Source organism: Microbacterium meiriae (genome assembly GCF_040685015.1).
Classification (GTDB): Bacteria; Actinomycetota; Actinomycetes; order Actinomycetales; family Microbacteriaceae; genus Microbacterium; species Microbacterium meiriae.
Map to the genome: position 1 here is coordinate 64,419 of NZ_JBFBHD010000001.1, position 20,171 is coordinate 84,589.

17 protein-coding genes are annotated in these 20,171 nt (G+C 71.3%); 9 read left to right on the plus strand and 8 right to left on the minus strand.

Annotated features, from left to right (window positions below; translation table 11 throughout):
* The first annotated feature begins 57 nt into the window (after window positions 1–57).
* On the plus strand, window positions 58–1,383 hold the full coding sequence (locus AB0N68_RS00345) for a nicotinate phosphoribosyltransferase (RefSeq protein ID WP_292795680.1): 1,326 nt from the start codon (window positions 58–60) through the stop codon (window positions 1,381–1,383).
* 21 nt (window positions 1,384–1,404) lie between these two features.
* Here AB0N68_RS00345 and AB0N68_RS00350 read toward each other — a convergent pair whose 3' ends face one another.
* From AB0N68_RS00350 to AB0N68_RS00360, 3 genes are read right to left on the minus strand one after another with little or no spacing between them, the layout of a single operon-like run.
* On the minus strand, window positions 1,405–1,671 hold the full coding sequence (locus tag AB0N68_RS00350; protein WP_060923586.1) for a DUF3039 domain-containing protein: 267 nt from the start codon (window positions 1,669–1,671) through the stop codon (window positions 1,405–1,407).
* A gap of 40 nt (window positions 1,672–1,711) precedes the next feature.
* The gene (locus AB0N68_RS00355; RefSeq protein WP_292795683.1) at window positions 1,712–3,277 is read right to left on the minus strand and encodes a phosphatidylglycerol lysyltransferase domain-containing protein; all 1,566 of its coding nucleotides are present in this window, start codon (window positions 3,275–3,277) and stop codon (window positions 1,712–1,714) included.
* A complete protein-coding gene (locus AB0N68_RS00360; RefSeq protein WP_292795686.1) occupies window positions 3,253–5,256 on the minus strand; it encodes an ABC transporter ATP-binding protein in 2,004 nt (667 codons plus the stop codon). Before AB0N68_RS00360 ends, AB0N68_RS00355 begins: the two co-directional genes overlap by 25 nt.
* A gap of 248 nt (window positions 5,257–5,504) precedes the next feature.
* On the opposite strand from AB0N68_RS00360, the gene AB0N68_RS00365 reads away from it, so the two are divergent.
* The 4 genes from AB0N68_RS00365 (at window position 5,505) to AB0N68_RS00380 (ending at window position 9,182) form a co-directional block, all read left to right on the plus strand.
* Window positions 5,505–6,197 (plus strand): phosphocholine cytidylyltransferase family protein, encoded by a 693-nt coding sequence (locus AB0N68_RS00365; RefSeq protein WP_060923420.1) that lies wholly within the window; start codon window positions 5,505–5,507, stop codon window positions 6,195–6,197.
* A 79-nt stretch (window positions 6,198–6,276) separates the two neighbouring features.
* On the plus strand, window positions 6,277–7,266 hold the full coding sequence (locus AB0N68_RS00370; protein WP_280569583.1) for a hypothetical protein: 990 nt from the start codon (window positions 6,277–6,279) through the stop codon (window positions 7,264–7,266).
* An 87-nt stretch (window positions 7,267–7,353) separates the two neighbouring features.
* A complete protein-coding gene (locus AB0N68_RS00375; RefSeq protein ID WP_370428473.1) occupies window positions 7,354–8,943 on the plus strand; it encodes an acyl-CoA carboxylase subunit beta in 1,590 nt (529 codons plus the stop codon).
* Window positions 8,940–9,182 (plus strand): acyl-CoA carboxylase subunit epsilon, encoded by a 243-nt coding sequence (locus AB0N68_RS00380; RefSeq protein ID WP_187661921.1) that lies wholly within the window; start codon window positions 8,940–8,942, stop codon window positions 9,180–9,182. The genes AB0N68_RS00375 and AB0N68_RS00380 overlap by 4 nt, the downstream gene beginning before the upstream one ends.
* Before the next feature lie 197 nt (window positions 9,183–9,379).
* On the opposite strand, the gene AB0N68_RS00385 is transcribed toward AB0N68_RS00380, so the two are convergent.
* From AB0N68_RS00385 to AB0N68_RS00400, 4 genes are read right to left on the minus strand one after another with little or no spacing between them, the layout of a single operon-like run.
* Window positions 9,380–10,402: a hypothetical protein gene (locus AB0N68_RS00385; RefSeq protein ID WP_292795691.1), complete on the minus strand. Its 1,023-nt coding sequence runs from the start codon at window positions 10,400–10,402 to the stop codon at window positions 9,380–9,382.
* On the minus strand, window positions 10,399–11,634 hold the full coding sequence (locus AB0N68_RS00390) for a sensor histidine kinase (RefSeq protein ID WP_187661923.1): 1,236 nt from the start codon (window positions 11,632–11,634) through the stop codon (window positions 10,399–10,401). Before AB0N68_RS00390 ends, AB0N68_RS00385 begins: the two co-directional genes overlap by 4 nt.
* Window positions 11,624–12,283 (minus strand): response regulator transcription factor, encoded by a 660-nt coding sequence (locus AB0N68_RS00395; RefSeq protein ID WP_071329676.1) that lies wholly within the window; start codon window positions 12,281–12,283, stop codon window positions 11,624–11,626. Before AB0N68_RS00395 ends, AB0N68_RS00390 begins: the two co-directional genes overlap by 11 nt.
* A 43-nt stretch (window positions 12,284–12,326) precedes the next feature.
* On the minus strand, window positions 12,327–13,571 hold the full coding sequence (locus AB0N68_RS00400) for a class I SAM-dependent RNA methyltransferase (RefSeq protein ID WP_292795694.1): 1,245 nt from the start codon (window positions 13,569–13,571) through the stop codon (window positions 12,327–12,329).
* Window positions 13,572–13,594: 23 nt separating this feature from the next.
* Between AB0N68_RS00400 and AB0N68_RS00405 the strand changes: the two genes are divergently transcribed.
* Window positions 13,595–14,230, plus strand: coding sequence for a Maf family protein (locus AB0N68_RS00405; RefSeq protein WP_268776835.1), 636 nt, complete (start codon window positions 13,595–13,597; stop codon window positions 14,228–14,230).
* 78 nt (window positions 14,231–14,308) lie between these two features.
* The gene (locus tag AB0N68_RS00410) at window positions 14,309–16,075 is read left to right on the plus strand and encodes an acetyl/propionyl/methylcrotonyl-CoA carboxylase subunit alpha (RefSeq protein WP_259954231.1); all 1,767 of its coding nucleotides are present in this window, start codon (window positions 14,309–14,311) and stop codon (window positions 16,073–16,075) included.
* 97 nt (window positions 16,076–16,172) lie between these two features.
* Here AB0N68_RS00410 and AB0N68_RS00415 read toward each other — a convergent pair whose 3' ends face one another.
* A complete protein-coding gene (locus tag AB0N68_RS00415; protein WP_025105680.1) occupies window positions 16,173–17,621 on the minus strand; it encodes an NAD(P)H-quinone dehydrogenase in 1,449 nt (482 codons plus the stop codon).
* A gap of 48 nt (window positions 17,622–17,669) precedes the next feature.
* Between AB0N68_RS00415 and AB0N68_RS00420 the strand changes: the two genes are divergently transcribed.
* A complete protein-coding gene (locus tag AB0N68_RS00420; RefSeq protein WP_187661926.1) occupies window positions 17,670–18,503 on the plus strand; it encodes a purine-nucleoside phosphorylase in 834 nt (277 codons plus the stop codon).
* Complete coding sequence (locus AB0N68_RS00425) at window positions 18,500–20,170, plus strand: phospho-sugar mutase (protein ID WP_187661927.1); 1,671 nt, start codon at window positions 18,500–18,502, stop codon at window positions 20,168–20,170. The genes AB0N68_RS00420 and AB0N68_RS00425 overlap by 4 nt, the downstream gene beginning before the upstream one ends.
* The last annotated feature ends 1 nt before the right edge of the window (window position 20,171 follow it).

Below are 20,171 nucleotides of genomic sequence, written 5' to 3' on the forward strand. Positions count from 1 at the left end.
CCCAGCCTACCCGCGTGCGCGCCGCCTCGTGCATCACGGCCTCACTAAGCTGAGCGCATGACCACGTCGACGGCGCTGCTCACCGACCGTTACGAGCTCACGATGCTCGCCGCCTCGCTCCGGGACGGCACCGCCTCCCGCCCGAGTGTCTTCGAGCTCTTCTCCCGACGCCTGTCCGGCGGACGCCGCTTCGGCGTCGTCGCCGGAACCGGACGACTGCTCGGCCTGCTGCGCGACTTCCGTTTCGGCGACGACGAGCTGCGCTTCCTCCGCGACGAGCGGGTCGTCGACGCCGAGACCCTCGCCTCCCTCGAGCGCTATCGCTTCACCGGCACGATCCGGGGCTACCGCGAGGGCGAGCTCTACTTCCCCGGGTCGCCCATCCTCACGGTCGAGGGATCGTTCGCAGACGCCGTCGTCCTGGAGACGCTCGCCCTGAGCGTCCTCAACCACGACTCCGCGGTCGCCACGGCCGCGGCCCGCATGAGCATCGCCGCCGGCGAGCGTCCTCTCGCCGAGATGGGCTCCCGGCGGGCAGCCGAGCGCTCCGCTGTCGCCGCAGCACGGGCGGCGTACATCGCCGGGTTCGGCGCCACGAGCAACCTCGAGGCCGGCCGCGCCTGGGGAATCCCGACCATGGGCACCGCTGCGCACTCGTGGACGCTGCTGCACGACAGCGAGGAGGACGCCTTCCGTGCTCAAGTCGAGAGCATGGGCGTGGACACGACGCTCCTCGTCGACACCTACGACATCCGCACCGGCGTCGAGACGGCGATCCGGGTGGCCGGGACCGGGCTCGGCGGCGTCCGCATCGACTCCGGGGACCTGCCGACCGTCGCCGCCGAGGTCCGAGCGCAACTGGACGAGCTCGGCGCCACCGAGACCCGCATCACGGTCACGAGCGACCTCGACGAGTACGCGATCGCCGCGCTGGCGGCCTCCCCCGTGGACGCGTACGGCGTCGGCACCTCCGTCGTGACCGGTTCCGGATACCCCACGGCGAGCATGGTCTACAAGCTCGTCGCCCGGCAGGACGCCGACGGCTCGTGGGTCGGGGTCGCCAAGGCGTCCGCGGACAAGGCGTCGTTCGGTGGCCGCAAGGCGGCGTTCCGCACGCTCAGCGACGGGGTCGCCGCGGCGGAGACGGTCGTCGTCTCGGACGGGTTCGAGGCGCTGGACACGCCTGCCGAGCACCCGGACGGCCGACCGCTCCAGGTCACCCTCGTCGAGGGCGGAGAGATCGAGACCGCCTTCGAGGGCGCCGCAGGGACGGCTTCCGCCCGCGCGCATCACCTGCGTGTCCGTGAAGAGCTGCCGGTGCGTGCGTTGGCACTCAGCAAGTCGGACCCGGCGATCCCGACGGTCTACGTCGAGGCGGACTGAAGCGGGGCCGAGCGACGGCGGTCAGCCGACCATCGACTCGTAGATCTCCTTGCACGTCGGGCAGATCGGGAACTTCTCCGGATCGCGGCCCGGCGTCCACTTCTTGCCGCAGAGCGCGCGGACGGGCTTGCCCGTGATCGCCGACTCGAGGATCTTGTCCTTCTTGACGTAGTGCGAGAAGCGCTCGTGGTCGCCCGGTTCGATGTTCTCCTCGCGGAGGAGCTCTTCCAGTTCGCGATCAAGCGTTGCCACGCCGCCCTGATCGGGGCTGTCCAGCGGAGTACTCATCCCGCGATTCTAGCCGCGTCTCCGCCTCGGCGGGGCGGTCTCACGCGGTCTCGACGAACTCCATCAGACGTTCGCCGCTGTGCTCGAAGATGCGTCCGCCGATCACGGCTCCTCCGATGAAGGCGGCGATGCCGGTGGCGATGCCGACCCAGAAGGCCGCCGGCGCGAAGCCGGGATCGGCGACGATGCTCGCACCGAACAGCCAGATGGTGGGCACGCTCAGGACGATCGCACCGAGGAACGCCGCCGCCGGGCCGTAGATCCCTCGGGAGGTCGGGCGCTGCGGCTGCTGGAACGGGCTGTCCCCGGGACGGGAGACCGCGTACGGCGCCACCACCGACACCACGCTGGAGATGCCGAGGGCGGAGAACAGCAGGCTCGCACCGAGGCCGACGAGCGGGAGGAGAAGACTCCAGCGCCCGGCCAGCAGGAGCGAGAGCGGTACGGCGATCGCCAGCACCGGCACGGCGACCAGGAGCACCGGCACCAGGCGTCCGAGACGGTCCGGAACCCCGCGGACACCGCTCGCGACGTGCGTCCAGAGGGCCGTCGAGTCGTAGGCGACGTCGTTGTGGGGCAGCCATCCGAAGAAGAGGGCCATGACGGGCACGGGGACGAGGGCGGCGATCTCGACCGGCACGCCTGCGACGATCAGCGGGAACACCGTCAGCACGCCCGCCACGGGCACGACGATGATGTTCATGATGTACCGGCGGTCGCGCAGCCAGTACACGAGGCTTCGCGACGCGATGGCGCCGAAGGCGTTGGAGGGCAGCAGGCCGAACCAGCCGAGTCCGCTGCGCTCGCGCGCCGCCACCGGACGCTCGGTCGTCGTCAGCAGGCGCCGTACGAACCAGGTCCAGGCGAACCACAGCAGCGCGAGGGTGACGGCAGCCACCAGTCCGCTTCCCCAGGCCGCGGCCGTCTCGCCTTCGGCCGCCGCGAACATCGCCGCCGGCGAGGCGGCGAGCGGGGTGAAGCCGATCACCGAGGTCAGGGTCGCCAGTGACGCCGGCACCTCACCGTCCCAGCGGAGGGAGCCGAGGAACACGGCGACCGGGAACGCGATGACGATCAGGGCCAGGGCGAACAGCGCGGTGAGTTCCCGGGAACGACGCTCCGGGAGCAGGAGCGCATTGAGCGCCATCCCGACCCGGGAGAGGAGGATGGTCGACAGCAGCCCGATCACCGCCAGGAGGACGGCCGGCACCCACGGTGCGCCGGCGCGGATCGCGACGACCGTCACGCTGATGTAGACCGCGAGGAGCGCGAGGCTCGGCACGCTGACCAGCGACGCGAGCGCCAGCACCCCTGGCATCTTCCGCTCATCGACGCCGAACACCGCGAAGCGCCGCGGGTCGAGCTGATCGACGGCTCCCACGAGCAGCGGCCCCACGAGGAAGCCGAGCAGAAGGGCAGCGCCACCGAGCACCGTCACGGCCTGGGAGACCGGCACCGGCGCGTCGCCGAGGCTGAAGACCGCCACGCAGACCACCACGGTGACCGCGACGACCGCGCCGAAGGAGAGCAGGGTGCGCGCCCGGTGTTCCCCGCGCAGGGCGCCCAGGAGAAGCGCGAACCTCAGTCGGAGAACGTGTGCAGCCACTCGAGCCCCTCCACCTCTCCGCTGGAACCTGCGAGCTCCACGAAGCGCGATTCGAGCGTCTGTCCCGCGCGCACCTCGTCGATCGTGCCCTCGGCCAGGACCTCACCGTTGACGATGATGGCCACCCGGGAGCACACGCGCTCGACGAGATCCATCCCGTGGCTCGACAGGATCACCGTGCCGCCGTGCGAGACGTAGGCGCGGAGGATGTCGAGGATCACGGCGGAGGAGACCGGATCGACGGATTCGAACGGTTCGTCGAGAACGAGGACGCGCGGAGAGTGGATCATCGCGCCCGCGAGCATGATCTTCTTCGTCATGCCCGCGGAATAGTCCGAGACGACCCGATTCAGGGCGTCGCCGAGGTCGAAGGCCCTGGCGAGGTCGCCGGTGCGCTTCTCGATGACGTCGGCGGAGAGCCCACGCAGCAGCCCGTAGTAATACAGCAGCTGTCGGCCGGTGAGCCGGTCGAAGGTGCGCAGCCGGTCGGGCAGGACGCCCATGACGCGCTTCGCCGCCAGGGGCTCGGCTGCCTGGTCGATGCCGCAGATGAGGACGCTGCCCTCGTCCGCGCGCAGGAGACCCGCGACGATCGAGAGGGTCGTGGTCTTGCCGGCGCCGTTGGGGCCGACGATGCCGTAGAAGGAGGCCGCGGGCACGGTGAGGTCGATGCCGTCGACCGCGCGGTTCTCGCCGAACTGCTTCACGAGACCGCGGATGCGGATCGCCTCGGTGGCGGGCTCGGCTGCCGCCGAGTCATCGGCCTCGGTCGGGGGCTCCTCGGCGATCACCGCTTCGACGACCTCGACGGTCTCCACCTCCGCGACGCGCCGGTCATCGGGCGCGGGCTCCTTGGTCACCGGCAGCGCGGTGTCCGAGATCTCCGCCTCGGACTCCGCCGCAGCAGGCTCCTCGACCGGCATCGCTTCCTCGGCGGTGTCTCGGGCCGGTGTCGCCGTCTCGACGGACGAGGTGCCGGCCTCGTCGGTCTCGACGGTCTCTGCCGCCACGGTCTGCGCCTGCACCGCGCCGGACTCCTCCGGCTGCGTCTCGGCCGTGCTCACCTCTGCGGCTGCGGACTCGACGGTCCCGACCTCAGCCGCCTGGGCCTCCGCGGCCTCGGCCTTCACGGCCTCGTCTTCGGCGGCCTTCGCTGCCTCGTCTTCGGCGGCCTTCGCCGCGGCCGCCTTCGCCGCGGCTGCCTTCGCCGCAGCGGTCTTGGCGGCGGTGGTCTTGGCCGTCGTCTTGGCCGCCGAGGCCTTCGCGGCAGCGGTCTTCGCCGCGGCGGCCTTGGCCGCAGCCGTCTTGGCCGCAGCCGTCTTGGCCGCCGATGTGCTCGCCGCCTTCGTCGATGTCGCGGCCGGACGCTTCGAGCCGGTCGAGCGTGCAGCCGTGTTCTTCGCCGCAGCCGCGCGGGCGGCGGACGCCGTGCGAGCGCCTGCTGGAGCGGTCGCGGGATCGACACTCGCCGCGGGGGTGGGCTCGACCACGACCTCAGCCGTGGGCGCGGCCTTCTCGGCTGCCGCCTTGGTCGGTGCGGGCCTCGCCGTCCGCGCGGCGGTCGGCTTCTTCGCCGCGGCAGTCCTCGTCGAAGTGGAGGACTTCGCCGCGGTGGACTTCGCGGCCGTGGTCTTCGCGGCGGAGGGTGTGGCGGCCGTCGTCTTCGCAGCTGCCGACGTCGGAGCCGCGGTCTTCGCGGCCGTGGTCTTCGCCGCAGCAGACTTCGCGGCGGGGGTCTTCGCAGCCGTGGTCTTCGCCGCAGCAGACTTCGCCGCGGTGCTCTTCGCGGCCGCGGGCTTCTTCGCAGCCGGCTTGTCCGCTGCGGCCGTCTGCGCCTTGGCCGAGGCCGAGGTCGACTTCTTCGCGGCGGTGGACGCGGCAGGTCTCTTGGCGGCCGGTTTCCGAGCGGGCGCGGAGGCCTCGGTCGGAGTCTCGGCTCCCTCTGCCTGGGGGGTGGGGTCATCAGGGGAGGAAGTCACCGTCCTACGGTATCAACGGGTGGCTGAGAGCCAAGGCCCCACGCGACATTCCGCAACCGGATCCCCTCCCCGGCGCTTTCCGCAAGGGGGTTGTCGTCCCTGTGCGTTGCGTGTGTACTCGATCACGAAATGGCAACGGGGCCTGCCTGGCCCCGGGGTTCTCAGGGGGAATCGCTAGCATGATCCCCGGCACGACGAAGTGTCTGGTCGGTGAACCGACCGTGAACACAACTTCCTTAGGAGTATTCGTGACTCTTCAGACCGTCATCCTCGCAGCCGGCATGGGCTCTCGCCTCGGCCGCGCGCTGCCCAAGCCGCTCACCGAGCTCAACGACGGCCGCACGATCATGGGCCAGCAGCACGACAACATCCGCGCCGCTTTCGGCTCCGACGCACGCATCACCACGGTGGTGGGCTACCGCGCCGAGACCATCATCGAGGCCTTCCCCTCCGTGAACTACGTCCACAACGACCGCTACGACGAGACGAACACGTCGAAGAGCCTTCTGCGCGCCCTGAGCGCCACCGGCAAGAGCGGCGTGCTGTGGATGAACGGCGATGTCGTCTTCGACCCGATGATCCTCGGCCGCGCCGCCGCATACATCGAGCGCGACCAGTCGTTCGTCACCGTCAACACCGCCAAGGTCAGCGATGAAGAGGTGAAGTACACCGTCACCGCGGAGGGCTTCATCAAGGAGTTGTCCAAGTCGGTCAAGGGCGGCCTGGGCGAGGCCGTCGGCATCAACTACATCTCGTCGGGCTTCAAGAAGGCGTTCATGCGCCAGCTGCAGCGCGTCGAGGACCAGGACTACTTCGAGCGCGGCCTCGAGCTGGCGATCGCCGAGGACGGCCTGCTGCTCGAGCCGATGGACGTCTCCGACCTGTACGCGGTCGAGGTCGACTTCGCAGAGGACCTGGAGCGCGCGAACCTCTTCGTGTGACGCTCCCCTCCGAGAGCCCCGTTCCGCCACGGACCGGGGCTCTCGGTGTTTTCGCGGACGGGCTCCATAGGATCGGCGCATGGCCCCCAAGGTGCACAAGATCCACTCCCTGCCGGACGACGCCCCGTGGGACAAGGGCGTACCCCCGGTCGGCTCCCCCGAGCACCCCATGATGGTGCGCGGGCTCGATCGGGTCCTGTCGATCCAGCGGCCGCTGGTGCTCGCCCACATCCGCAGCATCCGGCTCCGCAACCCCCACGCGACGCCCGACGAGATCATCCGGATCCTGGAGCGGCGCTACCTCGCGGCCGTCACGACGGGTGGGGCCGCGGTGGGGGCGACCGCCGTCGTGCCCGGCATCGGCACCGGGATCACGCTCGCGCTCTCCGGCGTCGAGACCGTGGGATTCGTGGAGTCCACGGCCCTCTTCGCGCAGTCGGTGGCCGAGGTGCACGGCATCGCGGTCGGCAACCCCGACCGCGCACGCGCTCTCGTCATGACGCTCATGCTTGGCAAGGAGGGCGTCGACCTCGTCGGCCAGCTCGCCCGGCAGGTCGCGGGGCGCGGGGGCAGCCGCTCGGCGTACTGGGGCGAGATGGTGACGAAGTCGCTGCCCCGCGCCGCGGTGGGACCCCTGGTGGACCAGCTCAAGGGGATGTTCGTGAAGCAGTTCGCGGCCAGGGGCGGCGCCTCGTTCATCGGCAAGGCGATGCCCTTCGGGATCGGCGCGGCCATCGGCGGGGCGGGCAACCACATCCTCGGCCGCCGGGTGCTCACCACGTCCCACCGCGCGTTCGGCGCCGCGCCGCTCACCCTCCCCGCCGAGCTGGAGCCCGTGCCCGGCGCCGAGAAGATGGAGCTGCGGATGCTCCGGGGGGCGCGCTACGCCGGCACCGCCGTCGCCGGAGCCGCCGGCACCGTGGCGCGCGGAGCGGGGTGGGTGGGTCATCGGGTGGGTGAGATCGCCGGACGCCGGCGTGAGCATGCGGCGGACGAGATCGAGGCGGGTGAGAGCGGCGGCGACCACGATCTGCCGCCGCGCCCGGGTTCCGACGCGACCGGGAAGTGAGGGGGCGCGCACCTCGCCAAAGGATCCGTCGACCCGTTGTGCCGATCATCCAACGGACGGCGCGGACCCGACGCTAGGGTGGAATCCGTGACGGACAAGCCCGACCCCTTTACCACCGCCGGCAAGATCGCGGACCTGCGCGCTCGCTACACCGAGGCCGTCGTCGACGCCGAGGCGAAGGCGAAGGAGAAGCAGCACGCGAAGGGCAAGATGACCGCCCGCGAGCGCATCGAACTCCTCGTCGACCCCGGCAGCTTCGTCGAGTTCGACGAGTACGTGCGCCACCGCACCACCGCGTTCGGGATGGACCGCTCGCGCCCCTACGGCGACTCCGTCGTCACCGGCGTCGGCACCATCCACGGCCGCACCGTGGCGGTGTACTCGCAGGACTTCTCGACCTTCGGCGGATCGCTCGGCGAGGTCGCCGGCGAGAAGATCGTCAAGGTCATGGAGTTCGCCCTGGCCGGCGGCATGCCCTGCATCGGCATCCTCGACTCCGGCGGGGCGCGCATCCAGGAGGGTGTGGTCGCGCTCGGCAAGTACGGCGAGATCTTCCGTCTGAACACCCGCGCCTCCGGCGTGATCCCGCAGATCTCGATCATCATGGGCCCGGCCGCCGGGGGCGCCGTCTACTCGCCCGCCCTCACCGACTTCGTCATCATGGTCGACAAGACCAGCCAGATGTTCGTCACCGGGCCCGACGTGATCAAGACGGTCACCGGCGAGGACGTCGGCATGGAGGAGCTCGGCGGCGCCTACACGCACAACACGCGCTCCGGTGTCGCCCACTACCTCGCGGAGGACGAGGACGACGCGATCGACTATGCCCGCACGCTCCTCGGATTCCTGCCGGACAACAACATGGCGGAGCTGCCGTCCTACGAGAGCGCGTTCGAGTTCGAGACGACCGACGCCGACCGCACGCTCAACACGCTCATCCCGGATTCCCCGAACCAGCCGTACGACATCCACACGGTGATCGAGCATGTCGTCGACGACGGCGACTTCCTCGAGGTGCAGCCGCTGTTCGCTCCCAACATCGTCATCGGCTTCGGACGCATCGAGGGCCGCTCGGTCGGCATCATCGCCAACCAGCCGTCCCAGATGGCGGGCACGCTCAACATCGAGGCCGGCGAGAAGGCGAGCCGGTTCGTGCGGTTCTGCGACGCGTTCTCGCTGCCGATCGTGACCCTCGTCGACGTGCCGGGATACCTGCCAGGCACCGACCAGGAGTGGACAGGGGTCATCCGCCGCGGCGCCAAGCTCCTCTACGCGTACGCGGAGGCCACCGTGCCGCTCGTGACGGTGATCCTGCGCAAGGCGTACGGCGGCGCGTACATCGTCATGGGGTCGAAGCAGCTCGGCGCCGACGTGAACCTCGCCTGGCCCACCGCGGAGATCGCCGTGATGGGCGGCCAGGGCGCCGTCAACATCCTCTACCGCGGCGAGATCCGCAAGGCGGAGGAAGCCGGCGAGGACGTGGCGGCGGTCCGCACGCGTCTGGCCAACGAATACACCTACAACGTCGCCTCGCCCTTCCTCGCGGCCGAGCGCGGCGAGCTCGACGGCATCATCGAACCGGCGAACACGCGCGTCGCGATCGCGAAGGCGCTGCGCGCGCTCCGCGGCAAGCGCGCAGAGCTGCCGCCGAAGAAGCACGGGAACATCCCGCTGTGAGCGCGCAGGAATCCGCCGTCGACGGGACGGCCCCCGCGCCGCTCCTCCTGGAGATCACGCGCGGCGCCGCCACGGAGGAGGAACTCGCGGCCCTCATCGCGGTGCTCGGCGACGCCTACGAGACCGAGCAGGCGGAGGCGACGGTCGAGGAGCCGCGGGTGTCGGCGTGGACGCGCACGCAGCGCCCGCTGCGCCGACCGCTGCGTCGCGACATCCCCTGGGGACGCTTCGCCGGCTGAATCGGGTCGACGTGTTTTGTCCCCCAAAATACCTACAGACAACCGTTGCACGACCCCGCAGACTGAAGGGGACGCTTCGCGTTCGGCTGGTCTCTCTGTCCCAGGGTAGACAGACGCTGATCGGCCACCAGCGGACGGTTTTCGGGTAACTGTCCGCACGGCGAGGGGCAGGCGGATTCGCCGCCCCTCGCCCACTCTCACTTCCGTGCGTCGGAGGCGGTCTCACGCCGCTGTCTGGCGATCTCGTGCCACAGGTCCACGGAGTCGTCGTCCGAGGCCCGCAGGCCCGCGCGGCCGACGACCGTCACCGCGACGAGCGGATCCCGTGCGGAGCGGATGATGATCCGGCCGGTACCCGCGCTGCGCAGAACCGCCGCGAGCTCGTCCCGGATCTCCATCCGCCGCCCCTCGTCCACGCCGTCGAGCCCACCCTCGTCGAACACGGTCACCGAGGCACCGTGGCGGCGCGCGGCGTCGATCGCATTGCGGACGTCGTCGTTCAACAGGTCCGCGCCGCGCAACTCGTCACGCAGACGTCCCTCAGCGAGCCGGGCTTCCAGGCGCTCGTCGTCGTCGAGCAGCCCGCGTGAGGCCACCACCCTGCTGAGGATCGGGCCGGCGACCGCGAGGGCGAACTGCGTCCGCAGCCGACGCTCGCGCTGGCGGACGCGCTGCGTCGCATGCCAGGCCGACACGGCCTGCTGGATCTCGGACAGGCGCTCCGTGTCGCTGACGGCGCGATCCCAGAACATCACCAGCAGCTGGGCGACCGCCACCCACATGATCGAGCCCACCACGCCGAGGTTCATCGCCACGCCCATGCCCAGCGCGAGCGACGCGGAGACGACGAGCACGGCGAGCGTCGTCCAGCCCACCCAGGGCCGGCGCCGGACCACGCACACCACGCCGAGCAGTCCGAGAGCGCCGATGTACCAGGTGGCGAACGGCGCCGTGCGATCGTCCGGTTCCAGCGAGAGGGTCACGAGCGCGGGGATCACCGCGCTCGCGGCCAGCGCGAGGAGCGCCGACCACAGCGGCATCCGGACCGTGGCCGGGCTGCCGAGGATCGCGATGTTCACCACGACGAGGTACGCGGCGATCGCGAGGACCATGAGCAGCGGTGCCGTCGGCTGCTCGATCCACCAGATCCCGCGGGCGACGAAGTACAGCGCGAACCCGACGGCGAGCGAGGTCGCGACACTCCGCACGGTCCGGTTCATGAGCGCTCCCAGCCCAGGGTGACGACGGTGCCGCCCTCGTCGGAGGAGATCCGCGCGGTGCCGGCGACACCGGCCATACGGGCGAGGATGGAGGCGCGGATGCCGAGCCGATCCGGACCGATCGTGTCGACGTCGAACCCGTTCCCGGTGTCGGAGACCGTCACGGCGATGCCCTCGTCGCCGTGACCGACCACGAGGATGTGCAGGCCGCGCCCGTGGGCGTGCGCGACCGCGTTGCCGATCGCCTGCCGGGCCGCGAGCACGAGAGCCCTCGCTGCGCGCCCCGGGATGAGGCCGCTCCCGCCGCGCTCCTCCACGATCGCGTCCGCGCCGAGCTCGGAGAGGGCCCGTCGCAGCTCCACGACGATCTGCGCGGCGCCCACCGGCTCATCGCTGCCCTCCTCCGCGACCGCCGCCTCCGTGTTCGCGAGCCGCGTGAGCGCCTCCCGCGCCATCGCCACGGCGAGCTCTCTCGCCCGCTCGCCCTCCGCGCGTTCGGCGGCGATGAGCGCGGCCAGCACGCTGTCGTGCATGAGCGCCGACATCGCCACGCGCTCCTCCTCCGCCGCCGCGGCGGCAGCCGCCGTCGCATACGACGCCACCGCCGTGCCCCGCGCCTCGTCCACGCCCGCGGCGACCGAGCGGAACATCCAGCCGAGCGAGACGATCACGACGCCGAGGATGAGCGTGAAGGAGACGTCGAACGCGGTGGTCACCCAGAACTCCCGCGAGAAGTCGCCCTGCACCAGACGCACGTACCCGTAGACGAACGGCACCCCGACCGCCCACGCGAACTGCAGCCGCACGGGGAAGGCCAGCATCGCCGCCACGACGCCGACGTTCACGAGGAAGAAGATCCACGGCTGGTCCCCCGCCACCTTGTCGGTGGGATCGACGACGACCGGCCATGCCGCGAGCGCGAGGACGTACACGACGGCGAAGACCCCCGCGGCCAGGCGCACGCCGCGTCCGACCAGGCAGGCGACGAGCATCGCCGCCAACGGCACGAACACGGCGATGAGCATCGCGATGTGCGGCACGTCCGCGCGGGACATCGTGTGCACGGCCGCGATCAGCGCCTGCGCCCCGAGCACGGCGGAGCCCAGGGCGACGACGATCGCGAGGATGCGCTCCATCCGCTTCCCGGTGAACCGCTCGAAGCCGTTCTCCGCGCTGCCGGGAGACGGGATCTTGCTCCAGGCGTCGCGGACGCTCAGCGGCTCAGCGGGCACTCGGCGCCCCGTCGGCCGTCACGATGCCGTCCTCCATCGCGCGCCGCAGCAGATCGACCTTGGTGGGCGCCGGCCGACCGACCTCGACGTACTTCACCCGGATCCGGGTGATGTTCTCCTTCGCCGTGGAGTACGCGACGCCGAGGCGCTCGGCCACGGCCTTCAGGGGCAGGCCGGTCGCGTACAGGCGGAGCACCTCGCGCTCCCGGGTGGACAGCTGGGCGTCGGCGAACGCGCGGTCGCCGTCGACCGCGCTGGCCCATTCGACGTTGTTCAGCGCCTCACCCTGCGCCACGGTGCGGATCGCATCCAGCACGTCGTCGAGGGCGGAGGACTTGCTGACGACTCCGGCCGCGCCGGCCGCCAGCGCCTCGCGGACGGCTGCCGGACGGTCGGCGACGCTGTGGATCACCACGCTGGCGCCGTCGGCGACGAGGGACACGACGTTCTCCGTGACCGTCGTCCCGTCCCCCAGCGTGAGGTCGAGCACGACGACGTCTGCGGGCGGAGCGCCCGTGGACGAGCGCCAAACAAGGTAGGAGCCGACCGTGCTCCCGGTGAACACGACGGTCTGCCCGTCCCTGGCGCACGCGGCCTCGAGGCCGAGGCGGACGGACTCGTGGTCGTCGATGAGGGCGACGGTGCTCATGCCCACAGCCTAGTGAGTCGCGGACCCGGCGCCGGGAATGCGCTCACCGGGTGAGCAGGGCGACGACCTCGAAGTGATGCGAGTGCGGGAACAGATCGAAGCCGCGGAGGGCACCGACCTCCCACCCCAGGCCGCGGAAGGTGCCGAGGTCGCGGGCGAGGGCCACCGGGTCGCAGGCGACGTAGGCGATCGCGGACGGACTCAGCGCATGCACGCCCTCCACGACCGCCCGCCCGGCCCCCGACCGCGGCGGATCGAGCACGACGGCTCCCGTGACGCCTCCGCGTCGAGGCTGCTGCAGGAAGCGGTCGACGCGAGCCGTGACCGCCGTCACGTCGAGCGGGGCGAGGTTCGCGGCGGCGTGCTGCGTCGCTCGGCGGCTGGACTCCACCGTGACGACATCGGTGCCGCCGAGATCCGCGAGGGTCCGCGCGAAGAGGCCGACGCCGCCGTACAGGTCGTAGTGCGTCGCGTCCGGCTCCACATGCCCGTCGAGCAGCCCGTACACGGCACCGTCGAGGACGGAGGCGGCACGGGGGTGCACCTGCCAGAACCCTCCGGCGTCGACGTCGAACGTGCGGTCACCGACGCGTTCCTGCACGACCTCGGGTGTCGGCCGAGGACGACGATCCCGCGGTGAGCGCCGCTCGGCCTCGGGGTGGCGGAGGATGCGCACCCGGCCGTCCGCGGGCTCCACGAGCTCGATGCGTCCGGCCTTCTCGCCCTGCAGGGCCAGGGCGGCCTCGGCGATCGCGGGGCGGGCGAGCGGGTGCGTCGACACCGGGACGACGCGGTGGCTGCGGGCCGCGAAGGGGCCGATCCGTCCCTCGTCGTCCACGTGCAGGGTCACCCGTGTGCGCCACCCCGTCCCGTCCCCGGACTCCACGGCCTCGATCTCCGGGGCCTCGAGGCCGGGACCGGCGAAGCGGTCGAACGCCTCCGAGAGAACCTGTCGCTTGAGCACGCGCTGGTGCCCGAGGTCGATGTGCCCGAGGTCCGCGCCCCCGGGCCGCTGGGCGGGGTCGTGCGCGACGTCCGCCTCCGGCCAGATATGCGGCCGCCGATGCGGAGAGGCCTCGAGGACCTCGATCGTCTCGGCGCGCCAGAAGCTGCGGGTGTCGGGCTCCCCGGCGCCGGCGGACGGATCCAGCAGGCGGGCACGGACGCGCTCCCCCGGGATCGCATCGGAGACGAAGACCACGCGACCGTCGTGACGGGCGATGAAGGTGCCTCCGTGGGCGATGCCGGTGATGTCGAGATCGAGCACGTCGGCTGCGGAGGAAGTCATCCTTCGAGGATACGGTGGTCTCCATGCGCGTCTGCCTCGCCTCGACATCCCCCGCCCGGCTCATGCTGCTGCGTCAGGCCGGCATCGAACCCCTCACGCTGTCGCCGGAGGTGGACGAGGACGCCCTGGCCGCCGCCGCGGAGGAGCGCATGGGCCCCGTCGCACCCGCCGACCTCGTGCTGCTGCTCGCTCGCGCCAAGGCCGCCGCCGTCGCCGAGCGGCTGGCCGCCGAGGGCGTGTTCGACGGCATCGTGATCGGCGGGGACTCCATGTTCGCGCTCGGGGACCGGGTCTACGGCAAGCCCTACACGCCGGAGGAGGCCACGCGCCGGTGGCAGGAGATGCGCGGCGCCACCGGCGTGCTGCACTCCGGGCACTCCGTGTTCCGCGTCTCGCCCGGCGCCGAGCCCGTCGAGGCGACCGCTGTCGCGGAGGCCGCCGTGACGTTCGCCGAGGACATCAGCGATGAGGAGATCGCCGCGTACGTGGCATCGGGGGAACCGCTGCACGTCGCCGGAGCCTTCACCGTGGACAGCCTCGGCGGCGCCTTCATCACCCGGGTCGAGGGCGATCCCTCCACCGTCGTGGGGATGTCACTCTCCACCGTGCGCCGTCTCGCTGCCGATCTCGGAGTGCGGTGGACGGATCTGTGGTCGTAGACTCCCCTCCACGTTTTTCCCTCTTTCTTGTCGAGAGTCGTCAAAAGTATCGGGATGCTACTCGCTAGGCTGGCAACCATGCCTGAAATCGCGAAGGTGCTCGTCGCCAACCGCGGCGAGATCGCCGTCCGCATCGTCCGTGCCGCTCGTGACTCCGGGATCGCCTCGGTCGCCGTCTACGCCGACCAGGATCGGGACGCGCTGCACGTGCGCCTCGCTGACGAAGCGTATGCGCTCGGTGGCGCGACCAGCGCCGAGACCTACCTCCAGATCGAGAAGATCCTCTCCGTCGCCCGCCGCGCCGGCGCCGACGCCGTGCACCCGGGCTACGGGTTCCTCGCGGAGAACGCCGAGTTCGCGCGCGCCGTGATCGACGCCGGGATGATCTGGATCGGCCCCTCCCCGGAGGCCATCGAGGCGCTCGGCGACAAGGTCACCGCCCGCCACGTGGCCGAGAAGGTCGGCGCGCCCCTCGCGCCCGGCACCCCCGGCCCGGTCTCCGGTGCCGACGAGGTCGTCGCCTTCGCGCAGGAGTACGGTCTGCCGATCGCGATCAAGGCGGCCTACGGCGGCGGCGGTCGCGGCCTCAAGGTCGCCCGTGAGCTCGACGAGGTCGAGGAGCTGTTCGAGTCCGCCACGCGCGAGGCGGTCGCCGCGTTCGGCCGCGGCGAGTGCTTCGTGGAGAAGTACCTCGACAAGCCCCGTCACGTCGAAACCCAGTGCCTCGCCGATGCCGAGGGCAACGTCGTCATCATCTCGACCCGCGACTGCTCGCTGCAGCGTCGACACCAGAAGCTCGTCGAAGAGGCACCCGCCCCGTTCCTCACGCCCGAGCAGAACGAGAAGCTCTACTCGGCGTCCAAGGCCATCCTCAAGGAGGTCGGCTACGTCGGTGCGGGCACGTGCGAGTTCCTCATCGGCGCCGACGGCACGGTCTCCTTCCTCGAGGTGAACACCCGCCTCCAGGTCGAGCACCCCGTGTCCGAGGAGGTCACCGGCATCGACCTCGTCCGCGAGCAGTTCCGCATCGCCGCCGGCGGCACGATCGACTACGACGACCCCCAGCCGCAGGGCCACTCCATCGAGTTCCGCATCAACGGCGAGGACCCGGGTCGTGGATTCCTCCCCCAGCCCGGCCCCATCCACGTCTTCAAGACCTTCGGCGGCCCCGGCATCCGCCTCGACTCCGGTGTCACCGCCGGGGACGCGGTCTCCGGCGCGTTCGACTCGCTGCTCGCCAAGATCATCGTCACCGGCAAGGACCGCGCCGAGGCCCTGGAGCGCGCGCGTCGGGCCCTGGACGAGTTCGAGGTCGCAGGCCTTCCCACCGTCATCCCCTTCCACCGCAAGGTCGTCCGCGACCCCGCCTTCACGGCCGAGGACGGGACGTTCGGCGTCTACACGCGGTGGATCGAGACCGAGTTCGACAACGACATCCCCGCGTGGGACGGCGAGCTCGAGGCTCCGGCCCCCGCGAACGCCCGGCACACGGTGGTCGTCGAGGTCGGTGGCAAGCGGCTCGAGGTCAGCCTGCCCGATCGCGTCGCCGTCGCCCCCGGCACCACGGGACGCCCTGCGGCGGTGCCGCCGTCGCGTCGCAGCCACGCCACGGTCGCCAACGCCGGGGCCTCCGGCGACGCGGTGAAGTCGCCGATGCAGGCCACGGTCGTCAAGGTCGCCGTCGAGGAAGGGCAGCAGGTCGTCAAGGGCGACCTCGTCGTCGTCCTCGAGGCGATGAAGATGGAGCAGCCGCTGCAGGCGCACAAGGACGGCGTCGTCGGCAGCATCGACGCCGCCGCTGGCACCACGGTGTCCGCCGGCCACCAGCTCCTCACGATCTCCTGACCCGATCTCCTGACACGCGAGACCCCGCTTTCACGCCGAGACCCCGGGCTGCAGATGTCTGCAGCCCGGGGTCTCGGCGATTGCGCGGGGTCTCGGGTCAGGAGATGTTCACGAGGTGCATCGCGCGGCTCGCGTCGGTGATGCTGCTCGAGAGCGAGGGGTACGCGGCGAAGACCCGGGAGACCTGGTCGACGGTGAGGCGACGCTCGACCGCGATCGCGATGGGGTAGATGAGCTCGGAGGCCTTCGGGGCCACGATCACGCCGCCGATCACGGTGCCGGAGCCCTTGCGCGCGATGAGCTTGACGAAGCCGTCCTTGATGCCCATCATCTTCGCGCGCGGGTTGGCGGCGAGCGGGAGCTTGTAGACCATGCCGTCCGCGAGGCCGTCCTCCACGTCCTTGACGCCGTAGCCGACGGTCGCGATCTCCGGCGCGGTGAAGATGTTGGAGGTGATCTTGATGAGCTCGAGCGGGATGACGATGTCGCCCAGCGCGTGGAACACCGCCGTGCGACCCTGCATGGAGGCCACCGAGGCCAGGGGGAAGAAGTTCGTGCAGTCCCCGACCGCGTACACGTTCGGCACCGAGGTGCGCGCGACGCGGTTCACCCGGACGTGTCCGGAGTCGTCGAGCTCGACACCGGCCTCCTCCAGACCGATGCCGGCCGTGTTCGGGATCGAGCCGACCGCCATGAGGCAGTGGCTGCCCTCGACAGTGCGACCGTCGGACAGGGTCACCGTGACGCCGTCTCCGGTGACCTCGACCTTCTCGGCGCGCGACTTGGACAGCACCTGCATGCCGCCGCGCTTGAACACCTTCTCCAGCACGCGCGCCGCATCCTGGTCCTCGCCGGGGAGGACCTGCTCGCGGCTGGAGACGAGCGTGACCTTCGCCCCGAGGTTCATGTAGGCGGAGGCGAACTCGGCACCGGTCACGCCGGAGCCGACGACGATGAGGTGCTCGGGCAGCGCCTTCATGTCGTAGAGCTGGGTCCACGTGAGGATGCGCTTGCCGTCGGGCTTGGCGGAGTCGAGTTCGCGCGGCGAGGCGCCGACCGCGACGACGATGGTGTCGGCCTCGACGCGGTCGAAGTCCGTGCCCCGCTCGCCCGTGGAGACGACGATGGCGTTCGGACCCTCCAGACGGCCGTGACCGGAGAGGATGCGCACGCCTGCGTCGAGGAGGGTGGTGCGCATGTCCTCGGACTGCTGACCGGCCAGCGCCACGAGGCGCTTGTTCACCGCCGCGAGGTTGATGGCGATCTCCGGCTTGAGGGGCTTGCCGTTCTCGCCCTTGGCGTAGAAGTTCACGCCGAGGTCGCTGGCCTCGGAGATGGCGACCGCGGCGTCCGCCGTCGCGATGAGGCTCTTCGAGGGCACCACGTCGGTGAGCACGGCGGATCCGCCGACACCGACGCGCTCGACGAGGGTGACCTCCGCTCCGAGCTGGGCGGCCGCCAGGGCCGCCTCGTAACCGCCGGGTCCGCCGCCGAGGACGGCGACGCGCTGAGTGCGCTCGAAAGTGGTGGAAGACATGCTCTCCATTCTTCCGCAATCCTGGCACCGGAGCCTGCCACTTCCTAGAGTGGATCCATGCCTGAAACCCACAGCAACCCCCTCGACGACCCCTCTGCGAACCCGTTCGAGGTCGCAGCCGAAGCCGCCGCCGACATCGCGCGGCTGACCGGCGTCGAGAAGCACGACATCGCCCTCACGCTCGGCAGCGGCTGGGGCAAGGCCGCCGACCTCATCGGCGAGACCGTGGCGACGATCCCCGCCACGGAGGTCACCGGGTTCTCGAAGCCCGCTCTGGAGGGCCACGTCGGCACGCTGCGCAGCATCCGGACGCCCGGCGGGAAGAACGTCCTCGTCATCGGTGCCCGCACGCACTACTACGAGGACCACGGCGTCCGCCGGGTCGTGCACAGCGTCCGCACCGCCGCAGCCACCGGCGCGAAGATCATGGTGCTCACCAACGGCGCCGGCGGCATCAGGGAGACCTGGAAGCCCGGCCAGCCCGTGCTGATCAGCGACCACATCAACCTCACCGCCGACTCCCCGCTGGAGGGCGCGACGTTCATCGACCTCACCGACCTCTACGCGAAGCGCCTGCGCGACATCGCCCGTACGGTCGACCCCGCCCTCGACGAGGGCGTCTACACGCAGTTCCGCGGCCCGCACTACGAGACCCCGGCCGAGGTGCAGATGGCCAAGCACATCGGCGGCCACATCGTCGGCATGTCGACCGCGCTCGAGGCGATCGCGGCGCGCGAGGCCGGCATGGAGATCCTCGGGTTCTCGCTCATCACGAACCTCGCGGCCGGGATCCAGCAGACCCCGCTCAGCCACGCCGAGGTCATCGAGGCCGGACGCGAGGCGGAGCCGGTGATCTCCGACCTGCTGGCCCGGGTGGTCGAGGCCCTGTGAGCGAGGAGCGGCTCGCCCAGGCCCGCGCCTGGCTGCGCCAGGACCCCGACCCGCAGACCCGCGACGAGCTGGCCGGCATCATCACCCGCGCCGCCTCCGGGGATGAGGCCGCCACGGCGGAGCTCGACGACCGCTTCGGCAGTCGTCTCGCGTTCGGCACGGCCGGGCTCCGCGGCGCGCTCGGGGCGGGAAGCAACCGGATGAACCGGGTGCTCGTCTCCCAGGCCGCGGCGGGCTTCGCGGCGTATCTGCGCGAGCGGGCCGCGGGCGCGACCCCGACCGTGGTGATCGGCTACGACGGCCGCCGCAACTCCCGGGTGTTCGCCCAGGACTCCGCGGAGCTGTTCGCCGGTGCCGGCCTGCGCGCGATCCTGCTCCCCCGCCTGCTCCCCACCCCCGTGCTGGCCTTCGCGGTGCGGCACCTCGGCGCCGACGCGGGCGTGATGGTGACCGCGAGCCACAACCCGCCGGACGACAACGGCTACAAGGTGTACCTCGGCGGCGCGGATCACGGCTCGCAGATCGTGGCTCCCGCCGATGCCGAGATCGCCGCCCACATCCAGCGCGTCGCGGACGGCGGAGACGTGCGTGCCCTGCCGCGGTCCAGCGCCTACGAGACCGCGGGCGAGGATCTCGTCCAGGCCTACGTCGCCGCCACCGCGGCCGTCGCCCCCGCACCCGCGGCAGGCCGCCGCCTGCGCTGGGTCTACACCGCGATGCACGGCGTCGGCTGGGAGACGTTCGCGCGCATCCTCGACGCTGCCGGCTACCCGCGGCCGATCGTGGTCGACGAGCAGCTCCACCCGGACGCGACGTTCCGCACGGTGTCCTTCCCCAACCCGGAGGAGCCGGGCGCCATGGACCTGGCGTTCGCCACGGCCCGGAGGGCGAAGGCGGACTTCATCCTCGCCAACGATCCGGACGCCGACCGGCTCGCCGTGGCCGTCCCCGACGACACCGCCGCGGACGGCTGGCGACGTCTGACCGGCAACGAGGTCGGACTGCTGCTCGGCGCCCGCGCCGCGCGTGCCGCGGCCGGAACTCCCGGGGCCTCGCTCGCGTGCTCGCTCGTCTCCTCCCCCGGGCTCGGCGCCATCGCCGCCCACCACGGGTTGGACTTCCACGAGACGCTCACCGGGTTCAAGTGGATCTCGCGGGCTCCCGGCATCGTCTTCGGCTTCGAGGAGGCCCTGGGCTACCTCGTCAACCCCGAGACCGTGCGCGACAAGGACGGCATCTCCGCCGCGGTCGCCGTGCTCGGGCTGGCCGCCGAGGCGCAGGAGCGCGGGCTGACCCTCGCCGATCTCGTCCGCGAGGTGGGCGACACGTACGGTCACTTCGCGAGCTCCCAGGTGTCGGTGCGGGTGGCTGACCTGTCGCTCATCGGCACGGTGATGCTGTCGCTGCGCTCGCTTCCGCCCACGCAGATCGGCGGACGCTCGATCGCGTCGACCGAGGACCTGCTGCAGAGCGCACCGGGGCAGCCCTCCGGGGACGTGCTGCGGTACCGGCTCTCCGACGGATCCCGGGTCATCGTGCGCCCGAGCGGAACAGAGCCGAAGCTCAAGGTCTACATCGACGCCGCAGCCGACTCCGCGGAGGGTGCGGCGGCCGCCGTCGCCGAGCTGGAGGCCGGCGTCCGGGTCCTCCTGGACGAGCGCTCCTGAC